Genomic DNA, 26,569 nt, shown 5'->3' with positions numbered 1-26,569 from the left:
TGGAATTGTGCGGCTACGCTTCTCAATCATGGAACTGCGCCACCTCCAGCACTTCGTCGCGGTCGCCGAGGACCAGCACTTCACCCGGGCCGCCGAACGCCTGATGGTCTCCCAGTCGGGCCTGTCGGCGTCGATCAGGGCACTGGAGCGGGAGCTGCGCGCTCCGCTGTTCGTTCGGACCACCCGGCGGGTGACGCTGACGGAGGCGGGCCGGGCGCTGCTGGCGGAGGCGGAGCGGATCCTGGCGCAGGTGCGGGCGGCCCACGAGGCGGTGGCCGCCGTGCAAGGGGTGGTGCGCGGCACGCTCTCCGTGGGCACCGAGCAGTGCATCGCCGGGGTGAACGTGGCCGGGCTGCTGGCGGCGTTCCGGCGGCGCCACCCGGATGTGGAGATCCGGCTGCGGCAGACCGGCTCGGGCGCGCTCGGCGAGGAGGTGGCGGCCGGCCGGCTCGACCTGGCCTTCGCCTACCGGACCCAGACGGACACCGACCAGCTCCGCTGCGCGCCGCTGGCCACCGAGCCGATGTACGTGCTGTGCCATCCCGACCACCGCCTCGCGGGGGTCTCGGCGGCGCTGACGCCGGAGGACGTCGCGGGCGAGGTGTTCGTCGACTTCCATCCGGACTGGGGTCCGCGGCGGGCCACCGACGTCGCGTTCGCCGAGGCGGGAGTGCGGCGCACGGTCGCCCTCGAGGTCAACGACGTGCACAGTCTCCTGGACCTGGTGGACGAGAACCTCGGCGTCGCCGTCGTACCGCGCCACTTCCGGCACAAGCGCGAGGCGCTCACCGCGCTGCCCCTCAAGGGGACGGGCGAGGCGGTGTACGAGACGGTCGCGCTGCTGCCGCCCGCGCGGGCCACCAGCCCGGCGGCCCGGGCGCTGATGGCGCTGCTGGAAACGGGGAGCGTGTGAGCGCGGGGTGCGCGATGGTGGACGTATGCATGCCAAGGACATCCTCATCGACGGGTACAGCCGCATCCGGGAAGAGGTCCACGCCGCCGTCGAGGGCCTGGAACCCGACGACCTCGTGGCCCGGCCCGCCGCCGGATCCAACTCGATCGCCTGGCTCGTCTGGCATCTCGCCCGCGTCCAGGACGACCATCTCGCCGACGCCTTCGGGCTCGACCAGGTGTGGCTGACCCAGGACTGGGAGAAGCGGTTCGGCCTCGACCTGCCGCGCCATGACACCGGGTACGGGCACAGCGCCGCACAGGTCGCGAAGGTCCGGGTCTCCGACAGCGGCCTGCTGACCGGGTACTACGACGCCGTGCACGCGCAGAGCCTGACGGCGCTGCGCGCGCTGACCGCGGCGGACCTGGAGCGCGTCGTGGACGAGCGCTGGGATCCGCCGGTCACCCTGGGCGTACGGCTGGTCAGCGTCCTGTCCGACGACCTCCAGCACGTCGGACAGGCCGCCTATGTCCGCGGGCTGCTTCAGAGCGCGGCGGCGTAACCCGGGAGCACGACGTCCTCGATGAGGGCCTTGCGCTCGTCGAACGGCGCGAACGCGCTCTTGAGGGCGTTCACCGTGACGGTCCGCAGGTCCTCGACGGTCCAGCCCGCCTCCTGGACGAGCAGCGACATCTCGCGGGTCATCGTGGTGCCGGAGACCAGCCGGTTGTCGGTGTTGAGGGTGACGCGGAAGCCGAGGTCCTTCAGCGCGGTGATCGGGTGCTCGGCGATCGAGCCGGCGGCGCCGGTCTGGAGGTTGGAGGTCGGGCACATCTCCAGGGCGATGCGACGGTCTCGCACCCAGCCCGCGAGGCGGCCGAGCTTGCCGTCCACGATGTCGTCGGTGATGCGCACGCCGTGGCCGATGCGCTGGGCGCCGCAGACCTGGAGGGCCTGGTGGATGCTGGGCAGCCCGTGGGCCTCGCCGGCGTGGATGGTGAAGGGGACGTTCTCGCGGCGCAGGTGCTCGAAGGCGTCGAGGTGGTCGGCGGGCGGAAAGCCGTCCTCGGCGCCGGCGATGTCGAAGCCCACGACTCCCGCGTCCCGGAAGGCGACCGCGAGGTCGGCGGTCTCCCGGGTGCGGTCGAACATCCGCATGCCGCAGAGCAGCGTGCCGACGCGGACCGGTGTGCCCGCGGCCGCGGCCTTGGCCATGCCGGCCGCGAGACCCTCCTGCACCGTCTCGACGACCTCGGGGAGCGTCAGCCCGCCGTTCAGCATCAGTTCGGGGGCGTAGCGGACCTCGCCGTAGACGACTCCGTCGGCCGCGAGGTCGAGGACGTACTCCTCCGCGGTGCGCAGCAGACCCTCGCGGGACTGCATCACGGCGAGGGTGTGCTCGAAGGTGGCTATGTAGCGCACCAGGTCACCCGAGTTGGCGGCCTCGAAGTACCAGGCGGCGAGTTCGTCGGGGTCGGTGGTGGGCAGCGTGTGGCCGACCTGCTCCGCGAGCTCGACGACGGTGGCGGGGCGCAGGCCGCCGTCGAGGTGGTCGTGCAGGACGGCCTTGGGGAGCCGGCGGAGAGTGTCGGCGTCGATGTGGGGCGCGGTCATGAGTCTGTGTTCCTCGGCAGGTGGTTCTCAGGTGGTGGCGGGCTGGAGCAGGTCCCAGCGGTTCCCGTACAGGTCCTGGAAGACGGCGACGGAGCCGTAGGCCTCGTGGCGGGGCTCCTCCAGGAAGGTCACGCCGGCGGCGAGCATGCGGGCGTGGTCGCCTGCGAAGTCGTCGGTGTGCAGGAAGAACCCGACGCGGCCGCCGGTCTGGTCGCCGATCCGGGCACGCTGGGCGTCGCCCTTGGCCCGGGCGAGCAGCAGCCCGGTGCCGTCCTGGCGGTCCCCGGGCCGCACGACGACCCAGCGGGCGCCGTCGGGGCGGGGTTCGTCCTCGACGAGCCGGAACCCGAGCGCCTCCGTGTAGAAGCGGATCGCCTCGTCGTAGTCGTCGACGACAAGCGTGACCAGGGCGATACGACTCATCATGGCCTTTCGGGGAGTGTCCGGGAACTACCGGGAGATGCGATTGACGGGAGAGGTTATACGTAAAACGTCCCGCACGCCAGTCGCCTCCGCAGCGGCGGTGACCGGGCCCGCTCCAGGGCCCGTCCTAGGTCGCGGGCCCGAGGTGCTTTCGGGACCGTGGTCCGAGGCGGCGAGCCCCGGCCGTCACTAGCGTCGACGCAATGAAGATCACGGAGCCGCCCCGCACCCCCGCGCAGCGCAAGCAGGAACTCCTGGACCGGCTGGAACGCGAGACCGACATCTGGGTCGCCACGGCGGACCGGGAGGGGCTGCCCTGTCTCGTCGCGCTGTGGTTCGTCTGGGACGGTGAACACCTGTGGCTGTCCACCCGCCTCACCAACCCCACCGGCCGCAACCTCCAGGAGGCCGGCCGGGCCCGCCTGGCCTTCGGGGACACGCGGAACGTGGTTCTCGTCGACGGCCAGGTCGAGACGTACACACGGGAGGAGATACCGGTGGCGGCAGCCCGGGCCTTCCGCGCGAAGACGGGCTGGGATCCGGGCCGGGACAGCGCCTCGTACGCCTATTTCCGGGTGCGGCCGGTGGCGGTGCAGGCATGGCGCGAGGAACACGAGCTGCCCCGGCGGCACCTCATGCGGGACGGGGTGTGGGTCGTCTAGGCGCCGCGGTGCGCGGCGTTCAGGCGGTCCAGTTCCCCTGCCGTCAGGCGCAGCGCGCCCGCAGCAACGTTCTCCGTGAGGTGGTCGGGGTCGCCGGTGCCCGGGATGGCCAGCACGTGCGGCCCCTGGGCGAGGGTCCAGGCGAGGCGGACCCCGGCGGGGGACGCGCCGTGGGCGTGGGCGACGGAGAGCAGCGCCTCGTCGTGGGCGGTGGTCGCGCCCTGGGCTCCGCCGTCGCCGGCGATGGCGAAGAACGGCACGAACGCGATGCCCTGTTCGCCGCAGACACGCAGGAGTTCCTCGGTCGCGGGGGCGTGGTGCCCGAGGCCGTAGCGGTTCTGCACGGCGGCGACGGGGGCGACGGCCTGCGCCTCGGCGAGATGACGGGGTTCGACGTCGGAGAGACCGAGGTGGCGGATCAGTCCGGCCGCACGCAGCTCGGCCAGGGCTCCGAAGTGCTCGGCGATCGACTCCTGGCGCATCCGCCGCAGGTACACCAGGTCGAGGTGGTCGCGGCCGAGCTGGCGCAGGTTCTCCTCGACATGACCGCGCAGGTCCTCGGGGCGGGCCGAGGTGCCCCACTCCCCCGAGTAGTCGCGGAAGGGGCCGACCTTGGTGGCGATGAGCAGGTCGTCCGGGTACGGGGCGAGCGCGCTGTTGATGATTTCGTTGGCGGAGCGGAGGGCGGAGAAGTAGAAGGCGGCGGTGTCGATGTGGTTGACACCGAGATCGATCGCCTTGCGCAGGACGGCGATCGAGCGGCCACGGTCGCTCGGCGTGCCGAGGTGGAAGGCCGCGCTGCCGGTCAGCCGCATCGCGCCGAAGCCGATGCGGCCGACCGTCAGGTCGCCGACGTTCCAGGTGCCCGCCGCGTCCGCGGTGATCGTTCCGGTGGTCATCCGTGCAGTCTCGCACGCACCGCGCGCACCGGCACGGGCCGGTGGCGCGGACCCTCAACAGGCCACGGTCTCCTCACACTTGCGCAGCGCCTCCTGGACGTCGCGGCTCCAGTGCCGGGCCGTGCGCGGGGTGGCCGAGGACACGGTGTGCACGGTCGGCTCCCGGCGTTCGGGCAGCGGGCCGGACCTGGCCCGCCGGCGCTCCGCGGCGGACGGTGTGCCATGGGCGACGACCTCCTCCACGATCTCGGCCAGATCCCCGTCGGGCAGCGGGAGTTCGAGGTCGTCGTCGACGAAGCCGACCACGGCCGGCACGTACTCCACCAGCGCCCGCAACGCCTTGGGCAGTCCCCTCCCGCCGCGGCGCAGACCGCTGAGCACATGCAGCGCGGTGGCGATCTCGAGTTCGGTGGCCTCCCGGCTCAGGGTGGCGGGGGTGATCTCCGTGTGGCGCAGCCACCAGTCGGCCTCGTCCTCCTCCCCCATCGAGCGGTGGTGGAGGTAGAGGCAGTACGAGGAGACGGTGTCGGAGGCGCCGGCGCCGTACTGCCACCAGAAGCGGGCACTGTCCTCGCAGTCGGCCAGGTAGAGCAGGCCGCCGAGGATCCGGGCGCCGGAGGGTTCGGGCAGGGCGCTGCCGAGGAAGTTGCCGAGGCCCTTCAGGGCTCCCGTACGGGTCAGCAGCGCCTCGCACAGTGATCGCAGATCCCGGGCCGCGGGGTGCGCCCTCGGGGTTCTGCGCACCGCCGCGGCGCGCTGCGGGCACACCCTGACCGTGGGTTCTTCGGGGCCGCCGCCCGCCGCGACCCGGGCGGCGATCCGGGCCTCCGCCGCCTCGATGTCCGAGCGGCTGTAGGGGGCCATGGGCTGAAGTCGCGCCCCGGCCAGCAGGGTGTCGATGTCGCTCGCGGTGTCGAAGGTCATGACCGCTCCGCCTCCTCCTCGGCGCACGATGTGTAGATCTCCCGCAGACGGCGTTTGGCATGGCGTTCGGTGGAACGCACCCCGGCTTCGGTGATCCCCAGCTGGAACGCCACGTCGGCTGTGCTGCAACCCTCGCAGTAGCGCAGCCGGATGACGTCCCGCTGGCGCTCGGGGAGAGCGGAGATCGCGTGGAACAGCCGGAGGTTCTGCTCGATCACCTCGAAGGCGTCCTCCGCGCCCTGGAGGGTGACCGTCTCGAAGACGGCCGTGTCCATCAGCGTGGCGCGCCGGCCACGGGCCCGGGCGTGGTCGATGACGCGGTTCTTCATCACCCGCCAGGCGTAGGCGGCGGGGTTCTCGGCGCGCAGTATCCGCGGCCACTGCCGGGCGAGTTGGACGAACGCCTCGTCCACGGCCTCCTCGGCGTCCGCCCGGCAGCGCAGACAGCGCTCGGCCTCACGGACGTAGAGAGGGCGGTGCATCTGGTGGAAGGCGCTGAAGTCCAGGGGCAGCTTCTCGGGGGCCCGCGGGTTGCCGGCGGGGCGCAATTCCTCCTGGGTCACCGATCTCCCCCGGGGAGCCGGTGGTCCATCTCACGGACGCCCACCCGCACGAGTGCGGCGACGAACCGGCGCGCGAGGGTGAGGACTCCGGGCCCGAAGACCCGTAGGGCTAGCACGGACAACGCCATGTCGCGGGCGAGCTGTTCGAACTGGTCGTTCACGGACCCTTCGGTCCTTCCGCTGGCTGTGCGGGGCGCAGGGGCCCCGGAAGGCATCGGTCACACCTTCTGCCTCCACGGCGTCCGGCGGCGCCGATTCGTGCAGCCGGATTCGAAAGCCCGATGGATTTGGCCGTTTCGGACTACGGACCGTGCCATTCCGGGCCAATACCCGTTCCCTGAATGCCGCTTGATGGGCTACTTCCGCCCACTCCCGTCCGCTTTCGCCCGCCTGCCCGCACCGCCCGTGGCCCGCGCCGCTCAGCGCAGCGGCTTCTCCAGCACCGCCTTGCGGTGGCTGAACGTCTCGATGGAGTAGCGGCCGTGGTAGTTGCCCATGCCGCTCTCGCCGACGCCACCGAACGGCAGGTCGGAGACGGTGAGATGGGCGAGGGGCAGGCCGTGGCCGAGGCCGCCGGAAGATGTCTCGGCGGCGATGCGGCCCCGGGTGCCTTCGGACTCGGTGAAGACGTAGAGGGCGAGGGGCTTGTCGCGGTCGTTGATGAAGTCGATGGCCTCGTCCAGGCCGTCCACGGTGACGATCGGCAGGATCGGGCCGAAGATCTCCTCCTGCATGACGGGCGACTCGGGGTCGACGTCGGCGAGCACGGTCGGCGCGAGGTACTTGTCCGTACGGTCGCTGCCGCCGCCGATCACGATCCGGCCGGAGCCGAGCAGACCGGTGAGCCGGTCGAAGTGGCGTTCGCTGATGATGCGGCCGTAGTCGGACGAGGTCTGCGGGTCGGTGCCGTAGAGCGTCTCGACCGCGCGCGCCAGCAGGGGTTCGAGGGCGGCGGCCGTCTCCGGGTCGGTGAGGACGTAGTCGGGGGCGACGCAGGTCTGGCCGGCGTTGAGGAACTTGCCGCCGGCCAACCGGTCCGCGACGACGGTGAGATCGGCGTCGCGGTCGACGAACGCCGGGGACTTGCCGCCGAGTTCGAGGGTGACGGGGGTGAGGTGCTCGGCGGCGGCGCGCAGGACGACGCGTCCGACGGTGCCGTTGCCGGTGTAGAAGATGTGGTCGAAGCGCTCGGCGAGCAGGGCCGTGGTCTCCGGGATCCCGCCCTCGACGACGGCGACCGCGTCGGTGTCGAGGTACCCCGGCAGCAGACGGGCCAGCGCCGCGGACGTGGCCGGCGCGAGCTCGCTGGGCTTGACGACCACCGTGTTGCCGGCGGCGAGGGCACCGACCAGCGGGGCGAGCAGCAGCTGGGCGGGGTAGTTCCAGGGCGCGATGACCAGGACGACACCGAGCGGGTCGTACTGCGTCCAGGCACTCGCGTCCGCGCCGAGGTGCGCCGGGACCGGGGCGGACTCGGGGCGCAGCCACGCGTCCAGGTGGTCGAGGGTGTGGTCGATCTCCCGGACCGTGAAGTCGATCTCGGTGCGGTAGGCCTCGGTGGAGCTCTTGCCCAGGTCGGCGTGGAGGGCGGCGGCCAGGTCGGCGCCCCGCTCCGTGAGCAGCTCACGCAGGCGGCGCAGCTGCTCCGTGCGCCAGGCGACGGGCTTGGTGCGTCCGGTGCGGAACGTGGCGCGCAGTCGGGCCACGACGTCGGCGGGCTGCTCGGGAGTGGCGGCGGTGGTCACGGTGCCTCACTGGGGGGTGCGCGGGCCTCGCGGCCCTGGGTTCTCGGTGCGAGCGGTCGGCTCGTTCGGGTGCGAGCGATCAGCTCGATGTATATGCCAACCTTTCCTGCACCAAAATACATTCCCGGGCGACGACTACTCTTCGGCGCCTGCGCAGAGTGCGCGTCTGCGCCGGTCGAGGAAGGCCCGCTCCGCCGGGTTCGTGCTCAGCGCGAGGGCGGCCTCGTAGGCCTGCGCGGCCTCGGTGACCCGGTCCAGCCGGCGCAGCAGGTCGGCGCGGACCGCGTGCCAGACGTGATAGCCGCCGAGGTCCAGCGCGTCGACGAGGTCGAGGGCGGGGCCCGGCCCCTGGGTCTCCGCCACGGCGACCGCCCGGTTCAGTGCCACCACCGGACTCGGGGCCAGTGCCATGAGCTGGTCGTAGAGGCGCAGGATCTGCCGCCAGTCGGTGTCGGCGGCGGTCGGGGCGTCGCCGTGGACGGCCTGGATCGCGGCCTGGATCTGGTAGGGCCCGGGCCGGTTGCGGCGCAGACAGCGGCGGACGAGTGACTGCCCCTCGGCCACCAGGTCCCGGTCCCACCGGTCGCGGTCCTGCTCGGGCAGCGGTACGAGGGTGCCGTCGGCGTCCTCGCGCGCGGCCTGCCGGGACCGGACGAGCAGCATCAGCGCCAGCAGGCCGGTCGCCTCCGGCTCGTCCGGCATCAGCTCGGTGAGGAGCCGGCCCATGCGCAGGGCCTCGGCGCACAGGCCCGGGTCGCCCCCGTACCCCTCGTTGAAGATCAGGTAGACGACGGCGAGCACGCCCTCGAGCCGGTCGGGCAGGTCGGCGTCACGAGGTACGCGGTACGGGATGCGGGCGTCCCGGATCTTCGCCTTGGCGCGGACGAGCCGCTGGGCCATGGTCGGCTCGGGGACGAGGAAGGCGCGGGCGAGCCGGGCGGTGGTGAGCCCGCCGAGCAGGCGCAGGGTCAGGGCGACCTGGGCCTGCCGGGCCAGCGCGGGGTGGCAGCAGGTGAAGATCAGGCGGAGCCGGTCGTCGCGCACGGGGCCCTCCTCGGCGGGCGGGCCGGCTGCGTGCAGCAGGGCGGCCTCGGCGTGCCGGGCGCCCCGGGTGGACTCCCGGCGCAGCCGGTCGACGGCCCGGTTGCGGGCGGTGGTGATGATCCATCCGGCCGGGCTCGGCGGCACACCGGTCTGCGGCCAGCGCCGCACGGCCGTGGTGAAGGCGTCCTGGACCGCCTCCTCGGCGAGGTCGATGTCGCCGAGGAAGCGGACCAGGACGGCGACGGCGCGGCCGTACTCAGCACGGAACACGGCCTCGACGTCGAGGGGCATCAGGCCTCGCCCATGAAGGGGCGCACCTCGACGGGAAGGGTGGTCGCCCACGTCGCCCGCCGGCCCCAGTGCAGGGCGGCGTCGAGGTCCGGGGCCTTGATCAGGCAGATCCCGCCGAGGTATTCCTTGCCCTCGGCGTACGGCCCGTCGGTGACGAGGACCTCGCCGCCGCCCGGCCGCAGCACGGTGGCCGTCTCCGGCCCGTGCAGCCCCCCGGCGAACACCCAGGCGTCGGCCTCGCGCAGCTCCCGGTGGAACGTCTCGAGGTTGCGGTTGATCTCCGCCATCCCCTCGGCCGACGGGGGCTCGCCCTCGCTGGGCGTGATCACACTGAGCAGGTAGTAATTCATGACGTCCTCCAGGTCGTCGTGCCGTTCCGTCACCTCCTACACGAACGGCGGTCCCCCGGATCGACACCCCACGCCACGTAAACGGAAGAATCCCGCTCATGACCGCACCGCACCCCCTCGTCACCCGCGCCCGCCGTCTCGCGGACGACCTCCTCGCCCCGCACGCCGAACAGGTCGACCAGTCAGAGGTCCCCCCGGGCCACCTCGCGGAGATCAGGCGCTCGGGTCTGCTCGGACTGAACGCGCCGCTGGAGTACGGCGGGGCTGCGGCACCCGGCGCGGTGGTGCGCGAGACGGCGGAGATCCTGGCCGGGGCGTGCTGCTCGACCTGGTTCGTGCAGGCGCAGCACCACACCCCGGTACTGACGCTGGCCGGGAACGAGGGCCCGGTGCGCGAACGCCTGCTGGGCCGGCTGGCGACGGGTGAGCTGCTGTCCGGGGTGGCGTACGCCCACCTGCGCGCGTATCCGCGCATCCCGGTCCGGGTCGCCCGGGAGCGCACCGGCTGGCGCTTCGAGGGGACGGTTCCCTGGTACACCGGGTGGGGCCTGAACGACGTGCTGCTCCTCGCCGGAGTCACCGACACGGACGAGGCCCTGTTCGCCTTCGCCGAGGCGCGGGAACAGCCGGGCCTGCGGGCCTCGGCCCCGATGCGCCTTGCCGCCCTCACCGCGGCGGGCACGGTCTCCCTGGAACTGGACGGCCTGTGGCTACCGGACGAGGCGGTCGCGCTGCGCACCCCGTACGACCGCTGGTCGGCGGCGGACCGCCTCAGGACGGTGAACGCCAACCCGGCGGTGTTCGGCCTCACGGAGGCGGCGCTGGCCCTGCTGGACGAGGACACGGCGCCCCCGCTGCGCGCCCGTCTGACCGAGATCCGCGCCCGGGCCTACGCCCTGGCCGACAGTGCCGCGCCCCACGAGCACCTGGCGGAACGCCTGGCCCTGAGGACACAGGCGTACGAGGTGCTGCAGGCGGCGACCACAGCGGCGGTGGTGACCGGCGGGGGCCGCTCGATGCTGCTGACGAACAGGGCCCAACGCCTGGCGAGGGAAGCCCTGTTCCTGATGGTCCAGGCCCAGACACAGGAGTCACGCGGGGCCCACCTGAGTGCGCTGGCCGGCTGACGACCCGCCCGGTTCGCCGTCGGTGCTCTCTCCGGGGCCGCCCGCGACCGGTGAACCGGGCGCCCCGACCTCCCCCTCCCGCTCGCCCTCCCTGACCGCGACGGTTTCCGGGTCGACGGTTGCGCCGGTGAATTGACCGACCTCCGACAGTGTCATCTGCGCGCGTTCGTCGACCAGGCGGGTCACCAGGTGCTGCGCGGCGCCGAAGACCGCGGCCCAGGCGAGGACCTGCGCTCTGCTGTCGAGGTCACTGAGCCCTGGGACGAACGCGCCCCTGATCAGCAGCACGCCGAGGAAGGCCGACAGGGCGCCGGTGGGGAACTTCAGCACCGCCGACGCCAGGGGCAGCATGTAGGGAGAGCTGGTGCCCCGTATGCGTCGCAGTGAGGCGATGACGGTGAGTGCCGCGCCGGCCAGCCCGGCGATCTCGACAGTGAGGATGTCCCTCGGCAGGGCGTGGTCGCTGGCAGACCTGCCTGCCGTCGCGGTGGGGTAGTCCTTGCTGGGGCATACGACCTGCATCACGTGCGCGTCACCGGCGCCGGCTTTGGGCGTGAAGCACAGGCTCAGCGAGCTGGGCGAGAACCAGCCGTAGAGGGCGAGGCTCGCGACGCCGAGAAGGACGACGAACGTGGCGGTCCACAGGATGTTGCGCAGGCTGCGCACCCGGGCCAGTTCGGCGTCCAGGTTGCTGTACGCGCCGTCGAGCGCCCGGACCATGAGCTCCCGGTCGCTCGGCGTCAGGTCGCCGGAGACGAGGTGCCGGATCCGCTGGGCGAGCCTGACGCGCTGTGGGTTGTCCTTGTCCAGATGGCGTTTGACCAGTGCCATGACCTCGCCGGCACGGCCGACGGCCTCCGCGTCGGGCACCAGCTGGAGCAGCAGCACGTCGGCGCTGCGCAGATTCGACCAGACGCCCTCGCGGGCGGTCGAACCCGACCACGGCCGCCGCCATCCGAATGTCTCGTCCGCCGCGGAGCGGGCCCTTTCGAGATGACCCTTCATTCCCTTGAGAAGGGCTTTGCGGCCGTCGGTGCAAGGCCTGACTTCTTCGCGTTTCAACTGTACTTCGAGATAGGCGATGCGGGTTTTGGCTCGCGCCCGCCAGGGTGACCGCGGCGGTCGGGGACGCAGCTTTACCGCGAGCCCTCGGCGCGTAGGGACCGAGGGGTTTTCCGCGACCGCCGCGAACGTGTTCATCGCCGATCTCCGTCACCGCTCGGGCGGGCTATTCGCTCATGTGGAGGGCGGGCACATGAAGCCGCTCCCAGGACTGCCGCCCCGGGATGCCGTCCGCGTCGCTGCCCGTGAAGCCGAGTTTCCGCTGCCACTTGGCGAAGGACCTCCGGTCGTCCTCACTCCACTGGAGGTCCGGCCCGTCGGGGTACACCGAGCAGCCCTCATCCATGAGGCGGAAACCCATGACCTCGATGATCGGGCTGCTCACGGACGACTGGAAGAAGTCCTTGCCCGGGAAGGGCTCGAACTCCGGCTCCTCACTCGGTGCGGCCACGCGAACGCGGTCTCCCGGGTGAATGAGATCGAAGTTCTCGATCTCGGGGTTCATCGCCTCGATCTTGGCCAGCGACAGATGGAACTTGTCCGCGATTTTGGAGAGCGAGTCGCCCTCCCTTACCACATAGAACTCCGGTGTCGTATTCATACGAACCATGCTAATGACGGTTCGAGAAAAATTCGACCCGGAAGTCCCCTGAGGAAAGGCCGGTTGAATATTCGCCAGTTGAAGGTCTGCCAGTTGAAGGTTCGATTGAACGGCTCACGAAATTACCGCGCATCGTCGTGTGCGCGGTAAGGAGCCCTCAGCTCGCGAAGGGAACCTGCGCCGAGTGGGCGACGTCCGTACGGAACGGATGCCTCCACAGCCCCTCCCCCGCCAGCCTGGGCAGCACGCCCTCCCCGAACCAGTACGCCTCCTCCAGATGCGGGTACCCGGACAGCACGAACTCCTCGATCCCCAGCGCCGCGTACTCCTTGATGAGCCGGGCGACCTCCTCATGGCTGCCCACCAGCGCGGTCCCCGCGCCCCCGCGCACCAGCCCGATGCCGGCCCACAGGTTGGGGTGGATCTCCAGTCCGTCCCGGCTGCCTCCGCCGTGCAGGGCGAGCATCCGCCGCTGTCCCTCGGACTCGCTGCGCGCCAGCCCCGCCTGTACGGACCGCACGGTCTCGGTGTCGAACCCGGCGAGCAGTCGGTTCGCCTCCGCCCAGGCCTCTTCCGAGGTGTCCCGGGTGATGACGTGCAGGCGGATGCCGAACCGCAGGGTCCGCCCCTCCTTCGCCGCGAGCCCTCTGACCCAGGCGATCTTCCGCGCGACCTGGGCCGGCGGCTCGCCCCAGGTGAGGTAGGCGTCGACGTACTTCGCGGCGACCTCACCGGCGAGCGGCGAGGACCCGCCGAAGTACACCTCGGGCACCGGATCCGGCACCCGGGCCAGCTTCGCGTCCTCGACCTGGAGGTGCTCGCCCTTCAGGTCGACGGTCCCGCCCTCCCACAACTCCCTCACGATCTGGAGGAATTCACCCGTACGGCGATAACGGTCGTCCTTGTCCAGGAAGTCGCCGTAGGCCCGCTGCTCGTGGCTCTCGCCGCCGGTGACGACATTGAGCAGGAGCCGGCCACCGGTCTGCCGCTGGAAGGTGGACGCCATCTGCGCGGCGAGCGTCGGCGAGACGAAGCCGGGCCGGAACGCGACCAGGAACTTGAGCCGCTCGGTGTGCTGGCTGACCATCGCCGTGGTCAGCCAGGCGTCCTCGCACCACGCCCCGGTGGGGGTGAGCGCGCCCACGAAACCGAGATCCTCGGCGGCGCGGGCGATCTGGCTCAGATAGGCGACCGTCGGCGGCCGGTCCCTTCCGGAGGAGGTGGCGGGGGTGCCGTGACCGCCGCCGACGACATGGCGGCTGTCTCCGTTGGTGGGGAGGAACCAGTGGAAGATGAGGGACACGGGGGGTCTCCGATCGGGAATGTCCGTATGCCGGGCCTTCGGCCTGCCGGGCTGTCGGCCTGCCGGGCTGTCGGGCCTTCGGTGTGAGGCGGGCCGTGCCGCGCTAGAGCAGGCCGTGGCGTGGCGGCCGGGTGCCGTTCAGCACGAACCGTCCGAGGTGCTGGATCTTCCAGCGGGTCGGATCGTGCAGGGTGTGCGTGCGGGCGTCACGCCAATGCCGGTGCAGGTTGAGGGAGTTGGCGGCGGACCGGGTGCCGGACACCTCGAACAGGGCGCTCGACACCTCCACTGCCGCCCGGGCCGCCTGCACCTTCGCGGCGGCGACCGCGAGGGACGCCTCGGCGGCCGTGTCGTCGGTGAGAGCGGCGTGCGCCGCGTCGACCGACCGGGCGGCTTCCCGCAGCAGCGCCTCCGCCGCCCGTACCTGCAGGGCGAGTTCGCCGAACCGCTGGATCAGCAGCGGATCCTCGGCGGCGGTCTCGACTCCGCTCTCGAACCACGGTCGGCTCTTCGTCCGCACGAACTCGGCCGCCTCGTCGAGTGCGCCCGCCGCGATCCCCGCGTCGATGGCTGCGTGCAGCAACTGGGCCACGGCGCCGTGCAGTTGTGGCCCCCCGAAGGTGAGGTGGTGCGGCAGGACACGGTCACCCGGCACCGGAACGCCGTCGAGGCGGACGGTGCCGCTGGCCGTCGTCCGCTGACCGAGCCCGTCCCAGTCGTCGAGCACCGTGAGTCCGGGTGCGTCGGACGGCACATAGGCGACGTGCAGTTCGTCGTCCTCGGCGCGGGCCAGCACCGGGATCCAGTCGGCGAAGAGGGCGCCGGTGGAGTAGTGCTTGACTCCGGTCAGGACGTACGAGCCGTCCGGCCGGGACTCCAGGCGGGTGCGGATGTCCTGGACGTGCCGGGTGCCGGCCTCCGACTGGGCGTTGCCGAAGCGCCGGCCGGCGAGCAGCTCGGCGAAGAAGAACTTCCGCTGCTCCGGCGTGCCCTGGCGGCGGATCACGTTCACATAGGCGAAGTGGCTCTGCGGGATCTGGGCGAGGCTGCCGTCGGCGGTGCCGAGCAGGCGGAAGATCTCCGCGAGGGTCCGGGCGCCGACGTCCGCCCCGCCGTGGTCGGCGGGGACGGTGACGGCGAGCAGCCCGGAGGCGGACAACTGGTCCACCTCAGCCCGGGGCAGGCGTCGTTCGGTGTCGCGTGCGGACGCGCCGAGGCGGAACTCCGCGGCCAGCGAAGCGGCGACGGCGAGGGCCTCGGTGTCGTCGGCGATGACATGGGCGGCCATCGTGCGCTCAGCTCGCCGCGGCCAGGTACGGCGTCCGCCCGAGCGCTGCCGAGAACTGGTCGACGACCTGGGTGAGCGCCTCGGTGGCGGTCGGGGCGATGGTGATGGATCCGTCCTCGTGGGCGGTGATGTCCTTGTCGAGGGTGAACCAGCCCTGCACGATATGGGCCGCGCCCATGGAGTTGAGCACGGGGCGCAGGGCGTAGTCGATGGCCAGGACGTGCGCGGTGGAGCCGCCGGTGGCCAGGGGCAGGACCGTCTTGCCGGTGAGCGCGTACTGCGGGAGCAGATCGAGGAGCGCCTTGAGGACACCGGAGTAGGACGCCTTGTAGACCGGGGTGCCCACGACGACGCCGTCGGCGCGCGCGACCAGCTCGGTCGCCTCGACGATCGCCGGGTGCCGGAAGTCCGCGCCGAGCAGGGCCTCGGCCGGGATCGTGCGGACGTCGAGCGGGATCACCTCGTGCCCCTGGGCGGCGAGCCGCTGGTCGAGGTGGCGGAGCAGACGGCCGGTGCGGGAGGAGACGGAGGGGCTGCCGGAGACGGACAGGACGGTGGCCATGGATCCTCTTTCGGAGAGCCCGGGACGCCTCGGCATGGCGGGGTGCCCCGGTGGGAGCGGTCAGGAAGTACCAGGTGGGTTCGGGCAGTTCGCCCTCGAGGACCCGGCGGCCGACCTCGCGGCGCTGGTGGGCGACGGGGTCGTGGAGCGTGTGGGTGCGGGGCTTGCGCCAGAAGCGGTCCAGACCCTCGGAGGCGGCCCTGGCGCGGGCGCCGGCACCTCGAGGATCCGGATGCCGATGTGGGGGCGGTCAGACCTGTGCCGGGACGAAATCGTCCTCGCCGTCCAGGAGTTGAGCCTCCAGTTCACGTACCAGAGGCAGGACCCGCTTGCCGAAGTACTCGACCTCCTCGTGGTAGTGCAGGAAGCCCAGGAGGAAGAGGTCGACGCCGAGCTTCTTGTAGGCGACGATGCGCTCGGCGATCTGCTCCGGGCTGCCGATGAGGCCGGTCCTGAATCCGTCGTTGTACTGGACGAGGTCCTCGAAGCCGGAGTCCTGCCACATGCCCTTGCCGTCGGCGGTGGACTTGCCCGCCTGCTTGACTGCGGCCCCGAAGCCCTCGACGGCCTCGGTGTCGGCCTGGGCGACGATCTCCCGCAAGGTGTCACGGGCCTCGGCCTCGGTGTCCCGGGCGATGAGGAAGCCGTTGAGACCGAACTTCGGTGCGGTGCGGCCCGCCCGGGCGGCGGACACGCGCACGTCGGCGATCTGCTCGACGACCCCGTCGAAGTCCTTGCCGTTGGAGAAGTACCAGTCGGAGACCCGGCCGGCCATCTGCCGGGCAGCGGTGGAGTTGCCGCCCTGGAAGATCTCGGGGTGCGGTCGCTCTGGGGTGTTGAGGGGCTTCGGCTTGAGGGAGAAGTCCCGCAGCCGGTAGAAGTCGCCGGCGAGTTCGGTGTGGTCCTCGGTCCAGATCTGGCGCAGGGCGCGGATGAACTCCTCGGAACGCCGGTACCGCTCGTCGTGCTCCAGCCAGGGTTCGCCCAGCGCGGTGAACTCGCCCTTGAACCAGCCGGACACGACGTTCACGGCGAAGCGGCCGTTCGAGAGGTGGTCGGCGGTGGCGCCGAGCTTGGCGAGGACACCAGGGTGCCACAGGCCGGGATGGACTGCGGCGATCACCTTCAGGCGCTGTGTGGCCAGGAGCAGCGCGAGGCTGAAGCTCGTCGACTCGTGCTGGAATTCAGCGCCGTAGCTGGCCATGTAGCGGACCTGGCTGAGGGCGTAGTCGAAGCCGTTGTTCTCGGCGAGGACTGCGAGTTCGCGGTTGTAGTCGTACCCCCAGTCGGTGCGCTGCTCGATCTTGCTGGTGACGAGTCCCCCGCTGACGTTGGGGACCCAATAGGCGAATTTCACGGGCGCGGCAGGCATGCGGAACTCCTGTTGCGGAATGTTTTCGGGCGCGCCGAATTCACGGGGCGCACAGGCTCCGAGGGAGGTGCGGACGCCAAGGCGTGGGCGGGCGCGTTGAATTCAGGCGGAGAACAGGAAAAGCGCGGCGGATCGCGGGGAAGATCAGGCCGCGGCGCAACAGGAGGCGCTGGAGACGCGCGCGAGGTCGACATGGCGTCGCCGCGTGAGGTCCAGTCGCATCTTCATATCCTCGATCGTGGCAGCCGCCGCCGACAGCAGTCAAGGCAAACCCGACCGGTCTCGTATCGCGGACCATTGAATTTCACGAAGGTGTGACAGGGAAACCCTTGAACGGGCGTCGGACGGGCCCGCATTCTTCGGTCGTGCGAACGGAACAGCTGGAATACATCGCGGCGGTCACCCGGCTCGGTTCTCTGCGCCGGGCCGCTGACGAACTACGCCTCTCCCAGCCCGCGTTGAGCGAGACCGTGCGGAACCTGGAGCGTGAACTCGGGGTGGATCTCCTGGAGCGCAAGCGGTCCGGCGCCACCATGAGCGCCTCGGGCCGGGAACTCCTGCCGCACATCATCGGGGTGCTGGACGCGGTGGACCGGCTGCGTTCGGCGGCGGGCGAGCAGCACCGGATCAGCCGGATGGTGCGGGTCGGCACGGTGAACGCGGCGACCGTGCCGCTGCTCATCCCGGTGGTCCGGGAGTTCCGCGCCGCGCATCCCGTCACCCAGGTCGAGGTGGTGGGCGCCCAGCAGACCGACATTCACCGGACCCTGTTGGAGGGCGGGTTCGACCTGGGCCTCGTCAACCATCTGGAGGGGGACGACGTGCCGGCCGAGTTCGAGTCCACGGAGCTGCTGCGCGGCCGGCCGGTGGTGTGCGTGCGCCCCGACAGCCCACTGGCCGCCGGGGCCTCGGTCTCGGTGGACGACCTGCTCGACGTACCGCTGATCGGTATGCGGTCGGGCTATGTCATGCACCGCTACGTCCATCGGCTCCTCGACGGGCGCGGCCCCTCCTTCGCATACTCCACCGACGGGGCGGAGATGGGCAAGCTGATGGTGGCCGAGGGGCTGGGTGCGACGGTCCTGCCGGACTTCAGTGTGGTCGGGGATCCGCTGGAGCGGCGGGGCGCGCTGACCCACCGGCCGATCAGCGGTGACACGACACAGGTCCTGCTGATGCTGCAACGGCGGCGGGCCGAGTCCGTACCGCAGGCCGCGCGGGACCTGCACGAGGTGTTCGTCCGCACGGCACGGGCCCTCGGCGTGGCACCCGAGGGGCCGTAGGAGCGGGACCACCGGGCCGGCCGTCCCGCGGCAGGGCGCACGGTCCGGGTGGCGGCCGGCCGGCGACGGGCGGGAGCCCGGGGAGGACCGGCCGCAGCAGCCGGTCCTCAGCACACCCGCGCCGCCCACCGCCGGCGGGGTATCAGTCCTCGTCGCCGAGCGGGACGACCACGAGGAAGGCATCCGACTTCAGGTCCATGACCACGGTCGCGGGCTCCCCCTCGGCTCGCCGCCGTGCCGCGTACTCCTCCGCCGGCCACGACCCTCGCGGGGATCCTGCGGGGAAACGCTCCAAGACCTTCGCGCTCATAGCGGCGGACACCTCCCGTGCGAAACGGACAACTTCTCCTCACTCCGGCTTCCCAGGATCGGCGCGAGCATGTTCACCTCGCGGCCGACGGATGGTCGTCCGCCCCGTCGTGGCCGCTGGCGAGCCGTCCCGGCCACCGGGCGCGGGCTCCGGTGTCCCGCACCAGCGCGGGCAGCAGCAGCGAGCGCAGCAGGGCCGTCAGGACGAGGAAGACGATGGCGAGGACGACGGGGACGATGAGGGTGCGGTCGCGCTCGGCGGTGCGCAGGGTGTCGTACCGCTGGGCCGCGCCGCTGGGCCGTGCAGCCGCCGACGAGGGCGTCCGCGCCGGGAACGGCGTGCAGGGAGGTGCGCAGGCGGTCCACGGTCCGCAGGGCGGGGTCGCCGTCGCGGCGGAGGCGAGGGTGACGTCGACCCGTACCCGCCGTCGACCACCAGGGGGTCGGCGCCGGGACGACCGGACGCGGTGGCGGCGGCCGCCGAGGCGACGCCCTCGGTGAAGCGGAAGCGCGCCGCCCGGGTCGCCCCGGCCGGCGGCCGGAAGTGGGTGCGGGCCACCGGCCGGGCGTCGGCCGCGTGGTACAGGTGGACCACCCTGCGGTCGGCGCTCTCCCGGACCCGGGCGGATGTGCCCCGCGCGCTCCAGCCGGTCCACGCACGCGGTGACGGCGCCGGAGGTGGGCCCGAGATGCTCACGCAGCCGCTTCGGGGTCATCGGCCCGCAGGCGTCGAGGATCGCGGCGAGCGCCTGGACGTCCGTCGGGTGCAGCCCCTGGTCGCCCGCGAAGGGCTTGCGCCAACCGGTTGATCCCGCCGTTCATCCGCCGCAGCCGGACCGCGGAGACATGCAGGCCGGTCGCGCCTCGGACGCCTCGGACTGCTGTCCCGGCACCCGCCCCTCACGGTCGTTCGCTGTGGCCACGGGGCCGGCGTGGTCGCCGTCCGCGATCACTCGTTCGTGCGCACAAGCCCCGGTCGCATCCGCGGGCCCGCCGCGCGTGGAAGCGATCTGCGAGGGGGCCACCGACGCGAAGGAGCACGGCTCATGACCGGAGACAGCCGCGGTACCGGAACGCTCTGCCTGGTGACCGGCGCCACGGGATACATCGGCGGCCGGCTCGTCCCGGAGCTGCTGGCGGCGGGCCACCGGGTGCGCTGTCTCGCCCGCTCACCCGACCGGCTGCGCGACCACCCGTGGGCCGGCGACGTGGAAACGGCACGCGGGGACGTCACGGACGCCACGTCGGTCGCGGCGGCCCTGCGAGGTGTCGACGTCGCGTACTACCTGGTGCACGCGCTGGGCACGGGTGACGACTTCGAGGAGACGGACCGGCGGGCGGCACGGATCTTCGGGGAACAGGCCCGGGCGGCGGGAGTGCGCCGCGTCGTCTACCTCGGTGGCCTCACCCCGGCCGGTGTGCCCGAGCGCGACCTGTCGCCGCACCTGCGCTCGCGCGCCGAGGTGGGGCGGATCCTGCTGGACTCGGGCGTCCCCACCACCGTGCTGCGGGCCGCGGTCGTGATCGGCTCGGGTTCGGTCTCCTTCGAGATGCTGCGTTACCTGACCGAACGACTGCCGGTGATGGTCACTCCGAGCTGGGTGCACACCCGGATCCAGCCCGTGGCCGTCCGCGACGTGCTGCGCGCCCTCGTCGGCTCCGCCGGGATGCCGGACGACGTCAGCCGGGCCTTCGACCTCGGCGGCCCGGACGTCCTGACGTACCGCGAGATGATGATCCGCTACGCCGCCATCGCCGAACTGCCCCGCCGGCTCATCCTGTCCGTGCCGATGCTCACCCCAGGTCTGTCCAGCCACTGGGTCGGTCTGGTGACCCCCGTACCGGCCTCGATCGCGCGGCCGCTCACCGAGTCGCTGCGGCACGAGGTGGTCTGTCACGAGCGCGACCTCACCCGGTACGTGCCTGACCCGCCCGGCCATCCGCTCGGCTTCGACGAGGCCGTCCGGCTCGCCCTGCGCAAGGTGCGGGACGCACGGGTCACCACCCGGTGGTCCTCCGCGTCCGTTCCGGGCGCACCCAGCGACCCGCTGCCCACCGACCCCGGCTGGGCGGGCGGCAGTCTCTACACCGACGTCCGCGAACTGGTCGTCGACGCGCCTCGTGGGTCGCTGTGGCGGGTGATCGAGGGCATCGGCGGTGACAACGGCTGGTACTCCTTCCGGCTCGCCTGGGCCGTCCGTGGCGGGCTCGACCGGTTGGCCGGCGGGGTGGGGCTGCGCCGGGGCCGCCGGGACGCCGCCCGGCTGCGGGTGGGCGACTCACTGGACTTCTGGCGGGTCGAGGAGATCGAAGCCGGACATCTGCTCCGGCTGCGGGCCGAGATGCGGCTGCCGGGTCTGGCCTGGCTGGAGCTGTCCGCCGAGACGGACGCCGACGGCCGTACCCGCTTCCGTCAGCGCGCGCTGTTCCATCCGCACGGGCTGCTCGGCCACGTCTACTGGTGGAGCGTCTCGCCCTTCCACGCCGTCGTCTTCGGCGGCATGGCCCGCAACATCGCCCGGGCGGCGGCATCGAAGGAGGCGACGAACCGCCCTCGCGAGGGGGCCTCGTCGGGCTGAGTGCCGGATACGCAGGCGGACACCGCCCGCCGCCCGACCGTGCATCCGCAGGGCATCGCTTCACGGAAGCAGCTCATCGTCCGACCTACGCCGCCACGGATCCGCAGGATCCGCGGTCATGAACCGCCCCGAACCCGTGAGGCGAACCCCGCCCGCGCCCCCGTCCCGACATCCCGTCCCGGAGCCCGTCCATGAACGTCTCACTCGTCCTGTTCACCGCGGACCTTCGTCTGCACGACCACCCGCCGCTGCGCGCGGCCCTCGACGGGGCCCGGCAGGTGGTCCCGTTGTTCGTGCGCGACCGGGCGGTGGACGGTGCCGGGTTCGCGGCGCCGAACCGGCTGGCGTTCCTCGCCGACTGTCTGCGTGATCTCGACGCGGGGCTGCGCGAGCGCGGCGGCCGGCTCGTCCTGCGCTCGGGAGACCTGGTGGAGCAGGTCTGCCGGGTGGCCGGTGAGGCGGACGCGGACGAGGTCCATCTGGCCGCCGACGGCAGCGCGCACGCGCGGCGCCGCGAGGAACGGCTGCGGCACGCCCTGGAGGGGGAGGGCGTGCGGCTGCATGTGCACGACGCGGTGACCACCGCCGTCGATCCCGGGGCGGTGACCCCTGCCTCGTCGGACCACTTCGCCGTCTTCACCCCGTACTACGGGCACTGGTCGCGGTGGCGGCTGCGCGAGCCGCTCGACGCGCCCCGCACCGTAGGGGTCCCGGACGGCGTCGGCTCGGAGCCGCTGCCCACCCGGAAGGGGCTGACCGGCCTGTCACCGGGACTGGCCGCGGGAGGCGAGCCGGAGGGCCGCGAGCGGGTCGCCGCCTGGCTGCGGGACGGCATCGACGCCTACGAGGACCGGCACGACGACCTGGCCGGGGACGCGACCTCCCGGCTGTCGCCCCATCTGCACTTCGGCACCCTGTCCCCGGTCGAGCTCGTGCACCGGGCGCGCCGGGCGGGCGGCCCGGGAGCCGAGGCGTTCGTGCGGCAGCTGGCCTGGCGTGACTTCCACCGCCAGGTACTGGCGGCCCGGCCCGACGCGGCGCGCGCCGACTACCGCACCAAACGCGACCGCTGGCGCACGGAGTGGACGGCGCGCGAGGACGTCGAGGCGTGGCGGGAGGGCCGGACCGGCTACCCGGTGGTGGACGCGGCGATGCGGCAGCTGCGCCACGAGGGGTGGATGCACAACCGGGGCCGGCTGCTGACCGCCAGCTTCCTCACCAAGACGCTGTACGTCGACTGGCGCGTCGGCGCCCGGCACTTCCTGGATCTGCTGGTCGACGGGGACGTGGCCAACAACCAGCTCAACTGGCAGTGGATGGCGGGAACAGGCACCGACTCGCGGCCCAACCGGGTCCTCAACCCCGTCACCCAGGCCAAGCGGTACGACCCCGACGGGGCGTATGTGCGGCGCTGGCTGCCGGAGCTCGAGCACCTGGCGGCGCCCGCGGTGCACGAGCCGTGGAAGCTGCCGCGCGCGGACCGGGCGGCGCTCGGCTACCCGGAGCCGATCGTCGGACTCGCCGAGGGGCTCGCCCGCTTCAGACGCGCCCGGGACCGCGCCTGAGCGTTCGCCGGGCGCGTGCCGGACAGGCAGGCCCGCGGCGGGCCCGTCTTTCCGGCGCGGGGAGCCGGCCGTCCGGGCGCGTCCGGGCAGGAGGTCCGCGGCTCGTCAGGTGCCGTAGGCGCCGGCCAGCATGGTCAGGGCGTCGTCCAGGCCGGTCGGCCGGGGCAGGCCCGGGGACGGGCGCCCGGCCCAGCCGGGGCCGCCCAGCACCACGGCCGGGGCCCGCCGGGCTCCGGTGACGCCCCAGCGGGTCTCCGCTACGTGCCGGGCCAGGGGCAGGCTCGCGGTGGAACGCGCCTGGGCCCACAGGACCACGGCGACCGGACCCAGCCGCTGCACGGCCGCGGTCAGCGCCTCGACCGGCATCGCCGCCCCGAACATCCGGGTGGGGACGCCGAGTCGACCGAGCCCCGCGTTGAGCGCCTCCAGCGGCAGGCTGTGCTGTTCGCCCGGCACGCAGGCCAGCACCACCGGCCCCGGCCGGCCCGCCGCGTCTGCCGTCGCGACGGGCCGGGTGGCACGGCGCAGGGCGGTGGAGACGTGCCAGGACAGCAGGTGCTCCACCTCGACGTAGCGGTCGCCGGACGAGGCCCACTTGCGTCCCACGGCGTGCAGCGTCGGGACCATCACCTCATGCCAGGCCACGGTGAGTCCGTGCCGTTCGACGGCCGTGGCCAGCTGCTCCGCGACGGCCGGCGCGTCCAGCCGCACGGCGGCGCGGGCCAGTCCCCGGCACTCCTGGCGGACGTCGCCGCCGAGCGGAAGGGGACCGCCCGCTCCGGCCGGCCGTCCGGCAACCGCCTCCGCCGGTTCCGCGGGAGGCGGGAGCACCCCCGCCTTCGCCGCTCGGGCCGCGTCCGCGGGCGGCACACCGGACGAGGTGAGCCGGCACATCGTCTCCAGGACGGCGACGTCGTCCGGCCGCCAGCGCCGGTGCCGCCCGTCGGCGCGGACGGCGGGCCCGATGCCGTAGCGGCGGTCCCACGAACGCAGGGTGGTGGGTGCCACGCCCAGTCGGCGGGCCAACGCCCCGGTGGTCAGGCCGGTGTCGTCAGGGTTCGGGAACACGCTCATGGAACGACGATACGACGCAGAAACGACGCATGTTGAGACGACGGGGACCCGGCTCGCAGGATGACGTCACCGGGTTCACCCCGGAGGACGCCCCGGAACGGCCTCGGCGCAGGCCGCCCGACGCGAGGAGCCGTCGCCATGAGCCCGCAGCCGACCACCGTTTCCTGTCCCGCCCCGACCGAGGAGTCGCTCACCGACGAGGAACTCGCCCAGGGCCTGGCGTCGGGAGACGAGGCGTCCCTGGCCGCCGTGTACCGCCGCTGGCGCACGTTGGTGCACTCGCTCGCCCGGCGTTCCCTGGGCGACGCGAGGGAGGCCGAGGACGTCATGCAGCAGGTGTTTCTCGGGGTGTGGAACGGTCGCGCGGGCTACCGGCCCGAACGGGGAGCGCTCGGCGGCTGGATCGTGGGCATCACCCGGCGCAAGATCGCCGACGCGCTGACCGCCCGCACCCGCCGCCAGGAACTCGTCGCTTCGGCCGGCGCCTGGCTCGCCCTGCGCGATGCCGACCGCGGTCGTCCCGAGGAGGCCCTCGAGCGCGTACTGGTGCGCGGCGGACTCGCCCGGCTCCCGGCGCCTCAGCAACAGGTGCTGCGTCTCACGTTCTACGAGGACCTGACACAGACGCAGATCGCCGAGCGCACGGGCTGGCCGCTGGGCACGGTCAAGAGTCACGCCCGGCGCGGCCTGCGACGGCTGCGCGGCCTCCTGGAACCCGAGCCGCACGGCTGAGAGGTCACCTTCGTACGTAGGCGCGTTCCCGGCACGGAACTGCTTTCGGCATGGAACCATTTCGACGCACAAACGCTGCATCTGCATGCCCCTTGACCCCGAGCCAGTTCCGCCATGGGAGATCGGGCGGATATGCAGATATCCATGCAGTACGCCCGACCTCTACACATAAAGACCAAATAAGAGCAGAATGGAGACGCGCGGCGCTTACCGCACACCGCTCCGAAGCGGTCGGGCCTGAAAGTCGAAGGAGCCGCATCATGGCCAACGTCTCGCCCACCAGAGGTGACATGTCGACGCACCCCGACGTTCCCGAGATGCAGGCGAGGTACGCCCGCATGCTCGGCGGTCGTGATGTGGCGCTCGTGGACGGACCGGTGTTCCTGCTCGGTCTGTACTGCGCCGTGTCCCCGTGGATACTCCACTACACCACCGGCCAGCCGGCCCTCGTCACCCACAACCTGATCGTCGGGATCGCGATCGCTCTGCTGGCCCTCGGATTCACCGCGGCCCCCGCCCGGATGTACGGCCTGAGCTGGGCCATGTGCGCGCTGGGCCTCTGGATGATCATCGCGCCGTGGGTCGTCGGCGACAGCCCGGACGCCGGTGTGGCGGTCAACAACATCATCATCGGTGCGCTGGCCCTGATCCTCGGCGTGATGTGCATCGCGACGACGGAGAGGAGCACCCCGAAGCCGTAGAACCCCTCGCCCACCCCGGGGGACGGCCGGGTCGATCCGCCCGTGCGGACCGGCCCGGCCGTCCTGTCGGGTCGCCGGGCTACCCGGCGGTCCTGCCGTCAGGTGACGTCGAGCGCGGTGTCGTCGATGACGAACGACGTCTGGAGCTTGGAGCCCTCCGTGCCGGTGAACTTGAGCGTGACCGTCTGTCCGGCGTAGCCGCTCAGACTGAAACTGCGCTGGGTGTAACCGGAGGCCGCGTTGAGGTTGGAGTAAGTGGCCAGGGTTCCCAGGACCGTGCCGGAGCTGTTGAGCACCTGCACCTGGAGGGTGTCGTAGGCGGTGCTGGTGGTCGTCTCCGCGGTGTCGATGTGCAGGTAGAGACTCAGGGTGGCCGAGCAGCCGGACGGAATGGCCGCCGACTGGGAGAGGGTCTCGGTTCCGGCGGTGCCGTTGCCGCCCAGCCATGCGTAGTACGAGCCCGTACGGGCGGACTCGCTGCCGGAGTTGGTGATGACGCCGCTGGTGGCGCTCCAGGTCGTGGCGCCGGACTCGAATCCGGCGTTACCGAGCAACTGGGTGTCGGTGCAGTCGGTACCGCCGCCGTCACCGCCCCCGCTGCCGCTCGCGCCGGAGAGCCACTCGGTGGCGTTCAGGGCGAGGGCCGCGTTGGTGGCGCCGGTGTCGTTCCAGCCGTCGTAGAGGGTGTTGCCGGACTGGCCGGTGCCGTCGTCGATGGGTGAGCTGTCGCCCCAGAAGGCGACCCGGCCGCTCCCGAAGGTGCTGGTGGCGAAGAACGCGCCGGTGTTACCTGAGTAACCGCTGCGGTACAGGAGGCCCTTGGCCGAGGAGTTGTCGGCCGGCTTGAGCGTGGCCGTGGTGCCGGAGGCGATCAGGCTCTTGGTGACGGTGCCGAACGAGCCGTGCAGGACGGGGTCGGTGCTGTCGCTGATCGCGGCCGGGTAGCCGGAGCTGATGGAGAGGGAGTCGATGGAGAACCCGAACGGGTCGGTGGAGTCGACACTGTTGTTGGTCATCAGATCGTTGAGGATCTCGACCGCGTCCTCGCCGTCGCTGTTGCGGTCGGCGCCCGTGTGGTCGGAGACCATGAACAGACCGCCGCCGTTCTTCACGAAGTTCATGATCGCCGTCTTCTCGGCGGTGGTGAACAGCGTGTTGGGCTCCGGCAGGACCAGCGTGTCGAAGTTCGACAGGTCCGTCGACGACGAACCGCCGTAGGTGAGCGCGCTCGTGGCGGTCTTGAGGCTGTAGTCGCCGGTCTTCTGCAGGGCCACACCCCACGACGACAGCGCGCCGGTCCAGTCCGTCTCCGAGGACGGGGAGGAGTCCTGGGAGAGCGGGTCGGGCTTACTGGTGGAGATGATCCAGTCGGCGTTGCCGGCCTCTTCAGCGTGGCCGTCGTCGAACAGGATGCGGTGGGGGGTGGCCGCGTGGGCGGGCGTGGCGTCGGCACTGACCTGGAGAGCGGCTCCGGTGACGAGCAGCCCGAGACCGGCCAGGACGGTGGTGACCTTGCGGCGGTATCCGTGTGATCCGAGCATCCGGCGAACCTCCGTGAGATGGGGGGACACGAGGCGGGTGCGGGGCGCCAAATCTTCGCGCGT

The 26,569-nt window shown here is 72.1% G+C and carries 28 protein-coding genes and 3 pseudogenes; 9 read left to right on the top strand and 22 right to left on the bottom strand.

The features are described from left to right. Window positions 1–28 precede the first annotated feature (28 nt). Both ACFWBB_RS04170 and ACFWBB_RS04165 read left to right on the top strand, forming a co-directional pair. Entirely contained in the window at window positions 29–913 is an 885-nt protein-coding gene (locus ACFWBB_RS04170; protein ID WP_385266661.1) for a LysR substrate-binding domain-containing protein, read from the top strand. A 25-nt stretch (window positions 914–938) separates the two neighbouring features. Next, the gene (locus ACFWBB_RS04165) at window positions 939–1,454 is read left to right on the top strand and encodes a DUF664 domain-containing protein (protein WP_385266658.1); all 516 of its coding nucleotides are present in this window, start codon (window positions 939–941) and stop codon (window positions 1,452–1,454) included. On the opposite strand, the gene ACFWBB_RS04160 is transcribed toward ACFWBB_RS04165, so the two are convergent. Next, window positions 1,436–2,506 carry an adenosine deaminase gene (locus ACFWBB_RS04160; protein WP_385266656.1) on the bottom strand — a complete coding sequence of 357 codons (1,071 nt, stop codon included), beginning with the start codon at window positions 2,504–2,506 and terminating at the stop codon, window positions 1,436–1,438. The two genes, ACFWBB_RS04165 and ACFWBB_RS04160, sit on opposite strands and share 19 nt — an antisense overlap. Window positions 2,507–2,533: 27 nt before the next feature. Next, entirely contained in the window at window positions 2,534–2,929 is a 396-nt protein-coding gene (locus ACFWBB_RS04155; protein ID WP_385266812.1) for a VOC family protein, read from the bottom strand. Window positions 2,930–3,132: 203 nt separating this feature from the next. Between ACFWBB_RS04155 and ACFWBB_RS04150 the strand changes: the two genes are divergently transcribed. Beyond that, entirely contained in the window at window positions 3,133–3,591 is a 459-nt protein-coding gene (locus tag ACFWBB_RS04150) for a pyridoxamine 5'-phosphate oxidase family protein (protein WP_385266653.1), read from the top strand. Here ACFWBB_RS04150 and ACFWBB_RS04145 read toward each other — a convergent pair. The 7 genes from ACFWBB_RS04145 to ACFWBB_RS04115 form a co-directional block, all read right to left on the bottom strand. Beyond that, the gene (locus tag ACFWBB_RS04145) at window positions 3,588–4,490 is read right to left on the bottom strand and encodes an aldo/keto reductase (RefSeq protein WP_385266650.1); all 903 of its coding nucleotides are present in this window, start codon (window positions 4,488–4,490) and stop codon (window positions 3,588–3,590) included. The genes ACFWBB_RS04150 and ACFWBB_RS04145 overlap by 4 nt on opposite strands. Before the next feature lie 54 nt (window positions 4,491–4,544). Then, window positions 4,545–5,414: a hypothetical protein gene (locus tag ACFWBB_RS04140; protein WP_385266647.1), complete on the bottom strand. Its 870-nt coding sequence runs from the start codon at window positions 5,412–5,414 to the stop codon at window positions 4,545–4,547. Beyond that, window positions 5,411–5,977: a sigma-70 family RNA polymerase sigma factor gene (locus tag ACFWBB_RS04135; protein WP_385266646.1), complete on the bottom strand. Its 567-nt coding sequence runs from the start codon at window positions 5,975–5,977 to the stop codon at window positions 5,411–5,413. The genes ACFWBB_RS04140 and ACFWBB_RS04135 overlap by 4 nt, the downstream gene beginning before the upstream one ends. Further along, window positions 5,974–6,138 carry a hypothetical protein gene (locus ACFWBB_RS04130; protein ID WP_385266643.1) on the bottom strand — a complete coding sequence of 55 codons (165 nt, stop codon included), beginning with the start codon at window positions 6,136–6,138 and terminating at the stop codon, window positions 5,974–5,976. Before ACFWBB_RS04130 ends, ACFWBB_RS04135 begins: the two co-directional genes overlap by 4 nt. Window positions 6,139–6,396: 258 nt before the next feature. Next, on the bottom strand, window positions 6,397–7,722 hold the full coding sequence (locus ACFWBB_RS04125; RefSeq protein ID WP_385266641.1) for an aldehyde dehydrogenase family protein: 1,326 nt from the start codon (window positions 7,720–7,722) through the stop codon (window positions 6,397–6,399). A gap of 135 nt (window positions 7,723–7,857) precedes the next feature. After that, the gene (locus tag ACFWBB_RS04120; RefSeq protein ID WP_385266638.1) at window positions 7,858–9,057 is read right to left on the bottom strand and encodes an RNA polymerase sigma factor; all 1,200 of its coding nucleotides are present in this window, start codon (window positions 9,055–9,057) and stop codon (window positions 7,858–7,860) included. Then, window positions 9,057–9,407 (bottom strand): YciI family protein, encoded by a 351-nt coding sequence (locus ACFWBB_RS04115; RefSeq protein WP_385266810.1) that lies wholly within the window; start codon window positions 9,405–9,407, stop codon window positions 9,057–9,059. Before ACFWBB_RS04115 ends, ACFWBB_RS04120 begins: the two co-directional genes overlap by 1 nt. A gap of 98 nt (window positions 9,408–9,505) precedes the next feature. On the opposite strand from ACFWBB_RS04115, the gene ACFWBB_RS04110 reads away from it, so the two are divergent. Next, on the top strand, window positions 9,506–10,534 hold the full coding sequence (locus tag ACFWBB_RS04110) for an acyl-CoA dehydrogenase family protein (RefSeq protein ID WP_385266637.1): 1,029 nt from the start codon (window positions 9,506–9,508) through the stop codon (window positions 10,532–10,534). Here the strand turns inward: ACFWBB_RS04110 and ACFWBB_RS04105 are convergent. The 8 genes and pseudogenes from ACFWBB_RS04105 to ACFWBB_RS04070 form a co-directional block, all read right to left on the bottom strand. Beyond that, a complete protein-coding gene (locus tag ACFWBB_RS04105) occupies window positions 10,499–11,539 on the bottom strand; it encodes a hypothetical protein (RefSeq protein ID WP_385266636.1) in 1,041 nt (346 codons plus the stop codon). The genes ACFWBB_RS04110 and ACFWBB_RS04105 overlap by 36 nt on opposite strands. Before the next feature lie 223 nt (window positions 11,540–11,762). Then, window positions 11,763–12,197, bottom strand: coding sequence for a peptidoglycan-binding protein (locus ACFWBB_RS04100; protein ID WP_385266634.1), 435 nt, complete (start codon window positions 12,195–12,197; stop codon window positions 11,763–11,765). A 157-nt stretch (window positions 12,198–12,354) separates the two neighbouring features. Continuing rightward, window positions 12,355–13,500, bottom strand: coding sequence for an LLM class flavin-dependent oxidoreductase (locus tag ACFWBB_RS04095; RefSeq protein WP_385266632.1), 1,146 nt, complete (start codon window positions 13,498–13,500; stop codon window positions 12,355–12,357). A 103-nt stretch (window positions 13,501–13,603) separates the two neighbouring features. Then, window positions 13,604–14,788 carry an SfnB family sulfur acquisition oxidoreductase gene (locus tag ACFWBB_RS04090; RefSeq protein ID WP_385266631.1) on the bottom strand — a complete coding sequence of 395 codons (1,185 nt, stop codon included), beginning with the start codon at window positions 14,786–14,788 and terminating at the stop codon, window positions 13,604–13,606. 7 nt (window positions 14,789–14,795) lie between these two features. Beyond that, window positions 14,796–15,350, bottom strand: coding sequence for an NADPH-dependent FMN reductase (gene ssuE / locus ACFWBB_RS04085; RefSeq protein ID WP_385266629.1), 555 nt, complete (start codon window positions 15,348–15,350; stop codon window positions 14,796–14,798). 67 nt (window positions 15,351–15,417) lie between these two features. Beyond that, window positions 15,418–15,543 (bottom strand): annotated as a pseudogene (locus tag ACFWBB_RS04080) (monooxygenase); the annotation flags it as partial. Between the two features lie 57 nt (window positions 15,544–15,600). Further along, on the bottom strand, window positions 15,601–16,722 hold the full coding sequence (sfnG, locus tag ACFWBB_RS04075; RefSeq protein ID WP_385266626.1) for a dimethylsulfone monooxygenase SfnG: 1,122 nt from the start codon (window positions 16,720–16,722) through the stop codon (window positions 15,601–15,603). A 144-nt stretch (window positions 16,723–16,866) separates the two neighbouring features. Beyond that, window positions 16,867–16,944 carry a putative leader peptide gene (locus ACFWBB_RS04070; RefSeq protein WP_350786652.1) on the bottom strand — a complete coding sequence of 26 codons (78 nt, stop codon included), beginning with the start codon at window positions 16,942–16,944 and terminating at the stop codon, window positions 16,867–16,869. Between the two features lie 143 nt (window positions 16,945–17,087). Here ACFWBB_RS04070 and ACFWBB_RS04065 point away from each other — a divergent pair, with 143 nt between their 5' ends. Continuing rightward, on the top strand, window positions 17,088–18,005 hold the full coding sequence (locus tag ACFWBB_RS04065) for a LysR family transcriptional regulator (protein WP_385266623.1): 918 nt from the start codon (window positions 17,088–17,090) through the stop codon (window positions 18,003–18,005). A gap of 142 nt (window positions 18,006–18,147) precedes the next feature. Here ACFWBB_RS04065 and ACFWBB_RS04060 read toward each other — a convergent pair whose 3' ends face one another. The 3 genes and pseudogenes from ACFWBB_RS04060 to ACFWBB_RS04050 form a co-directional block, all read right to left on the bottom strand. Next, entirely contained in the window at window positions 18,148–18,315 is a 168-nt protein-coding gene (locus ACFWBB_RS04060; RefSeq protein ID WP_176741484.1) for a hypothetical protein, read from the bottom strand. Between the two features lie 145 nt (window positions 18,316–18,460). Continuing rightward, window positions 18,461–18,828: pseudogene (locus ACFWBB_RS04055) on the bottom strand (MMPL family transporter); the annotation flags it as partial. Continuing rightward, window positions 18,808–19,166, bottom strand: a pseudogene (locus ACFWBB_RS04050) (MarR family winged helix-turn-helix transcriptional regulator); the annotation flags it as partial. The pseudogenes ACFWBB_RS04050 and ACFWBB_RS04055, both read right to left, overlap by 21 nt. A gap of 194 nt (window positions 19,167–19,360) precedes the next feature. On the opposite strand from ACFWBB_RS04050, the gene ACFWBB_RS04045 reads away from it, so the two are divergent. Together ACFWBB_RS04045 and ACFWBB_RS04040 are read left to right on the top strand one after the other, a co-directional pair. Further along, the gene (locus ACFWBB_RS04045) at window positions 19,361–20,893 is read left to right on the top strand and encodes an SDR family oxidoreductase (RefSeq protein ID WP_385266619.1); all 1,533 of its coding nucleotides are present in this window, start codon (window positions 19,361–19,363) and stop codon (window positions 20,891–20,893) included. 191 nt (window positions 20,894–21,084) lie between these two features. After that, window positions 21,085–22,458, top strand: coding sequence for a cryptochrome/photolyase family protein (locus ACFWBB_RS04040; RefSeq protein ID WP_385266617.1), 1,374 nt, complete (start codon window positions 21,085–21,087; stop codon window positions 22,456–22,458). 105 nt (window positions 22,459–22,563) lie between these two features. On the opposite strand, the gene ACFWBB_RS04035 is transcribed toward ACFWBB_RS04040, so the two are convergent. Next, window positions 22,564–23,532 (bottom strand): MerR family transcriptional regulator, encoded by a 969-nt coding sequence (locus ACFWBB_RS04035; RefSeq protein WP_385266614.1) that lies wholly within the window; start codon window positions 23,530–23,532, stop codon window positions 22,564–22,566. Between the two features lie 138 nt (window positions 23,533–23,670). Between ACFWBB_RS04035 and ACFWBB_RS04030 the strand changes: the two genes are divergently transcribed. Further along, window positions 23,671–24,264, top strand: a complete 594-nt coding sequence (locus tag ACFWBB_RS04030) for an RNA polymerase sigma factor (RefSeq protein ID WP_385266611.1) — start codon at window positions 23,671–23,673, stop codon at window positions 24,262–24,264. Between the two features lie 260 nt (window positions 24,265–24,524). Further along, window positions 24,525–24,965 carry an SPW repeat protein gene (locus ACFWBB_RS04025; protein WP_385266609.1) on the top strand — a complete coding sequence of 147 codons (441 nt, stop codon included), beginning with the start codon at window positions 24,525–24,527 and terminating at the stop codon, window positions 24,963–24,965. Window positions 24,966–25,063: 98 nt separating this feature from the next. Here ACFWBB_RS04025 and ACFWBB_RS04020 read toward each other — a convergent pair whose 3' ends face one another. Continuing rightward, window positions 25,064–26,506 (bottom strand): hydrolase, encoded by a 1,443-nt coding sequence (locus ACFWBB_RS04020; RefSeq protein WP_385266606.1) that lies wholly within the window; start codon window positions 26,504–26,506, stop codon window positions 25,064–25,066. Window positions 26,507–26,569 lie beyond the last annotated feature (63 nt).

The organism is Streptomyces sp. NPDC060000 (assembly GCF_042737375.1).
Taxonomy (GTDB): Bacteria; Actinomycetota; Actinomycetes; order Streptomycetales; family Streptomycetaceae; genus Streptomyces.
The sequence above is the reverse complement of the archived record's forward strand: the minus strand, read 5'-3'. Positions and strand labels throughout refer to the sequence as shown.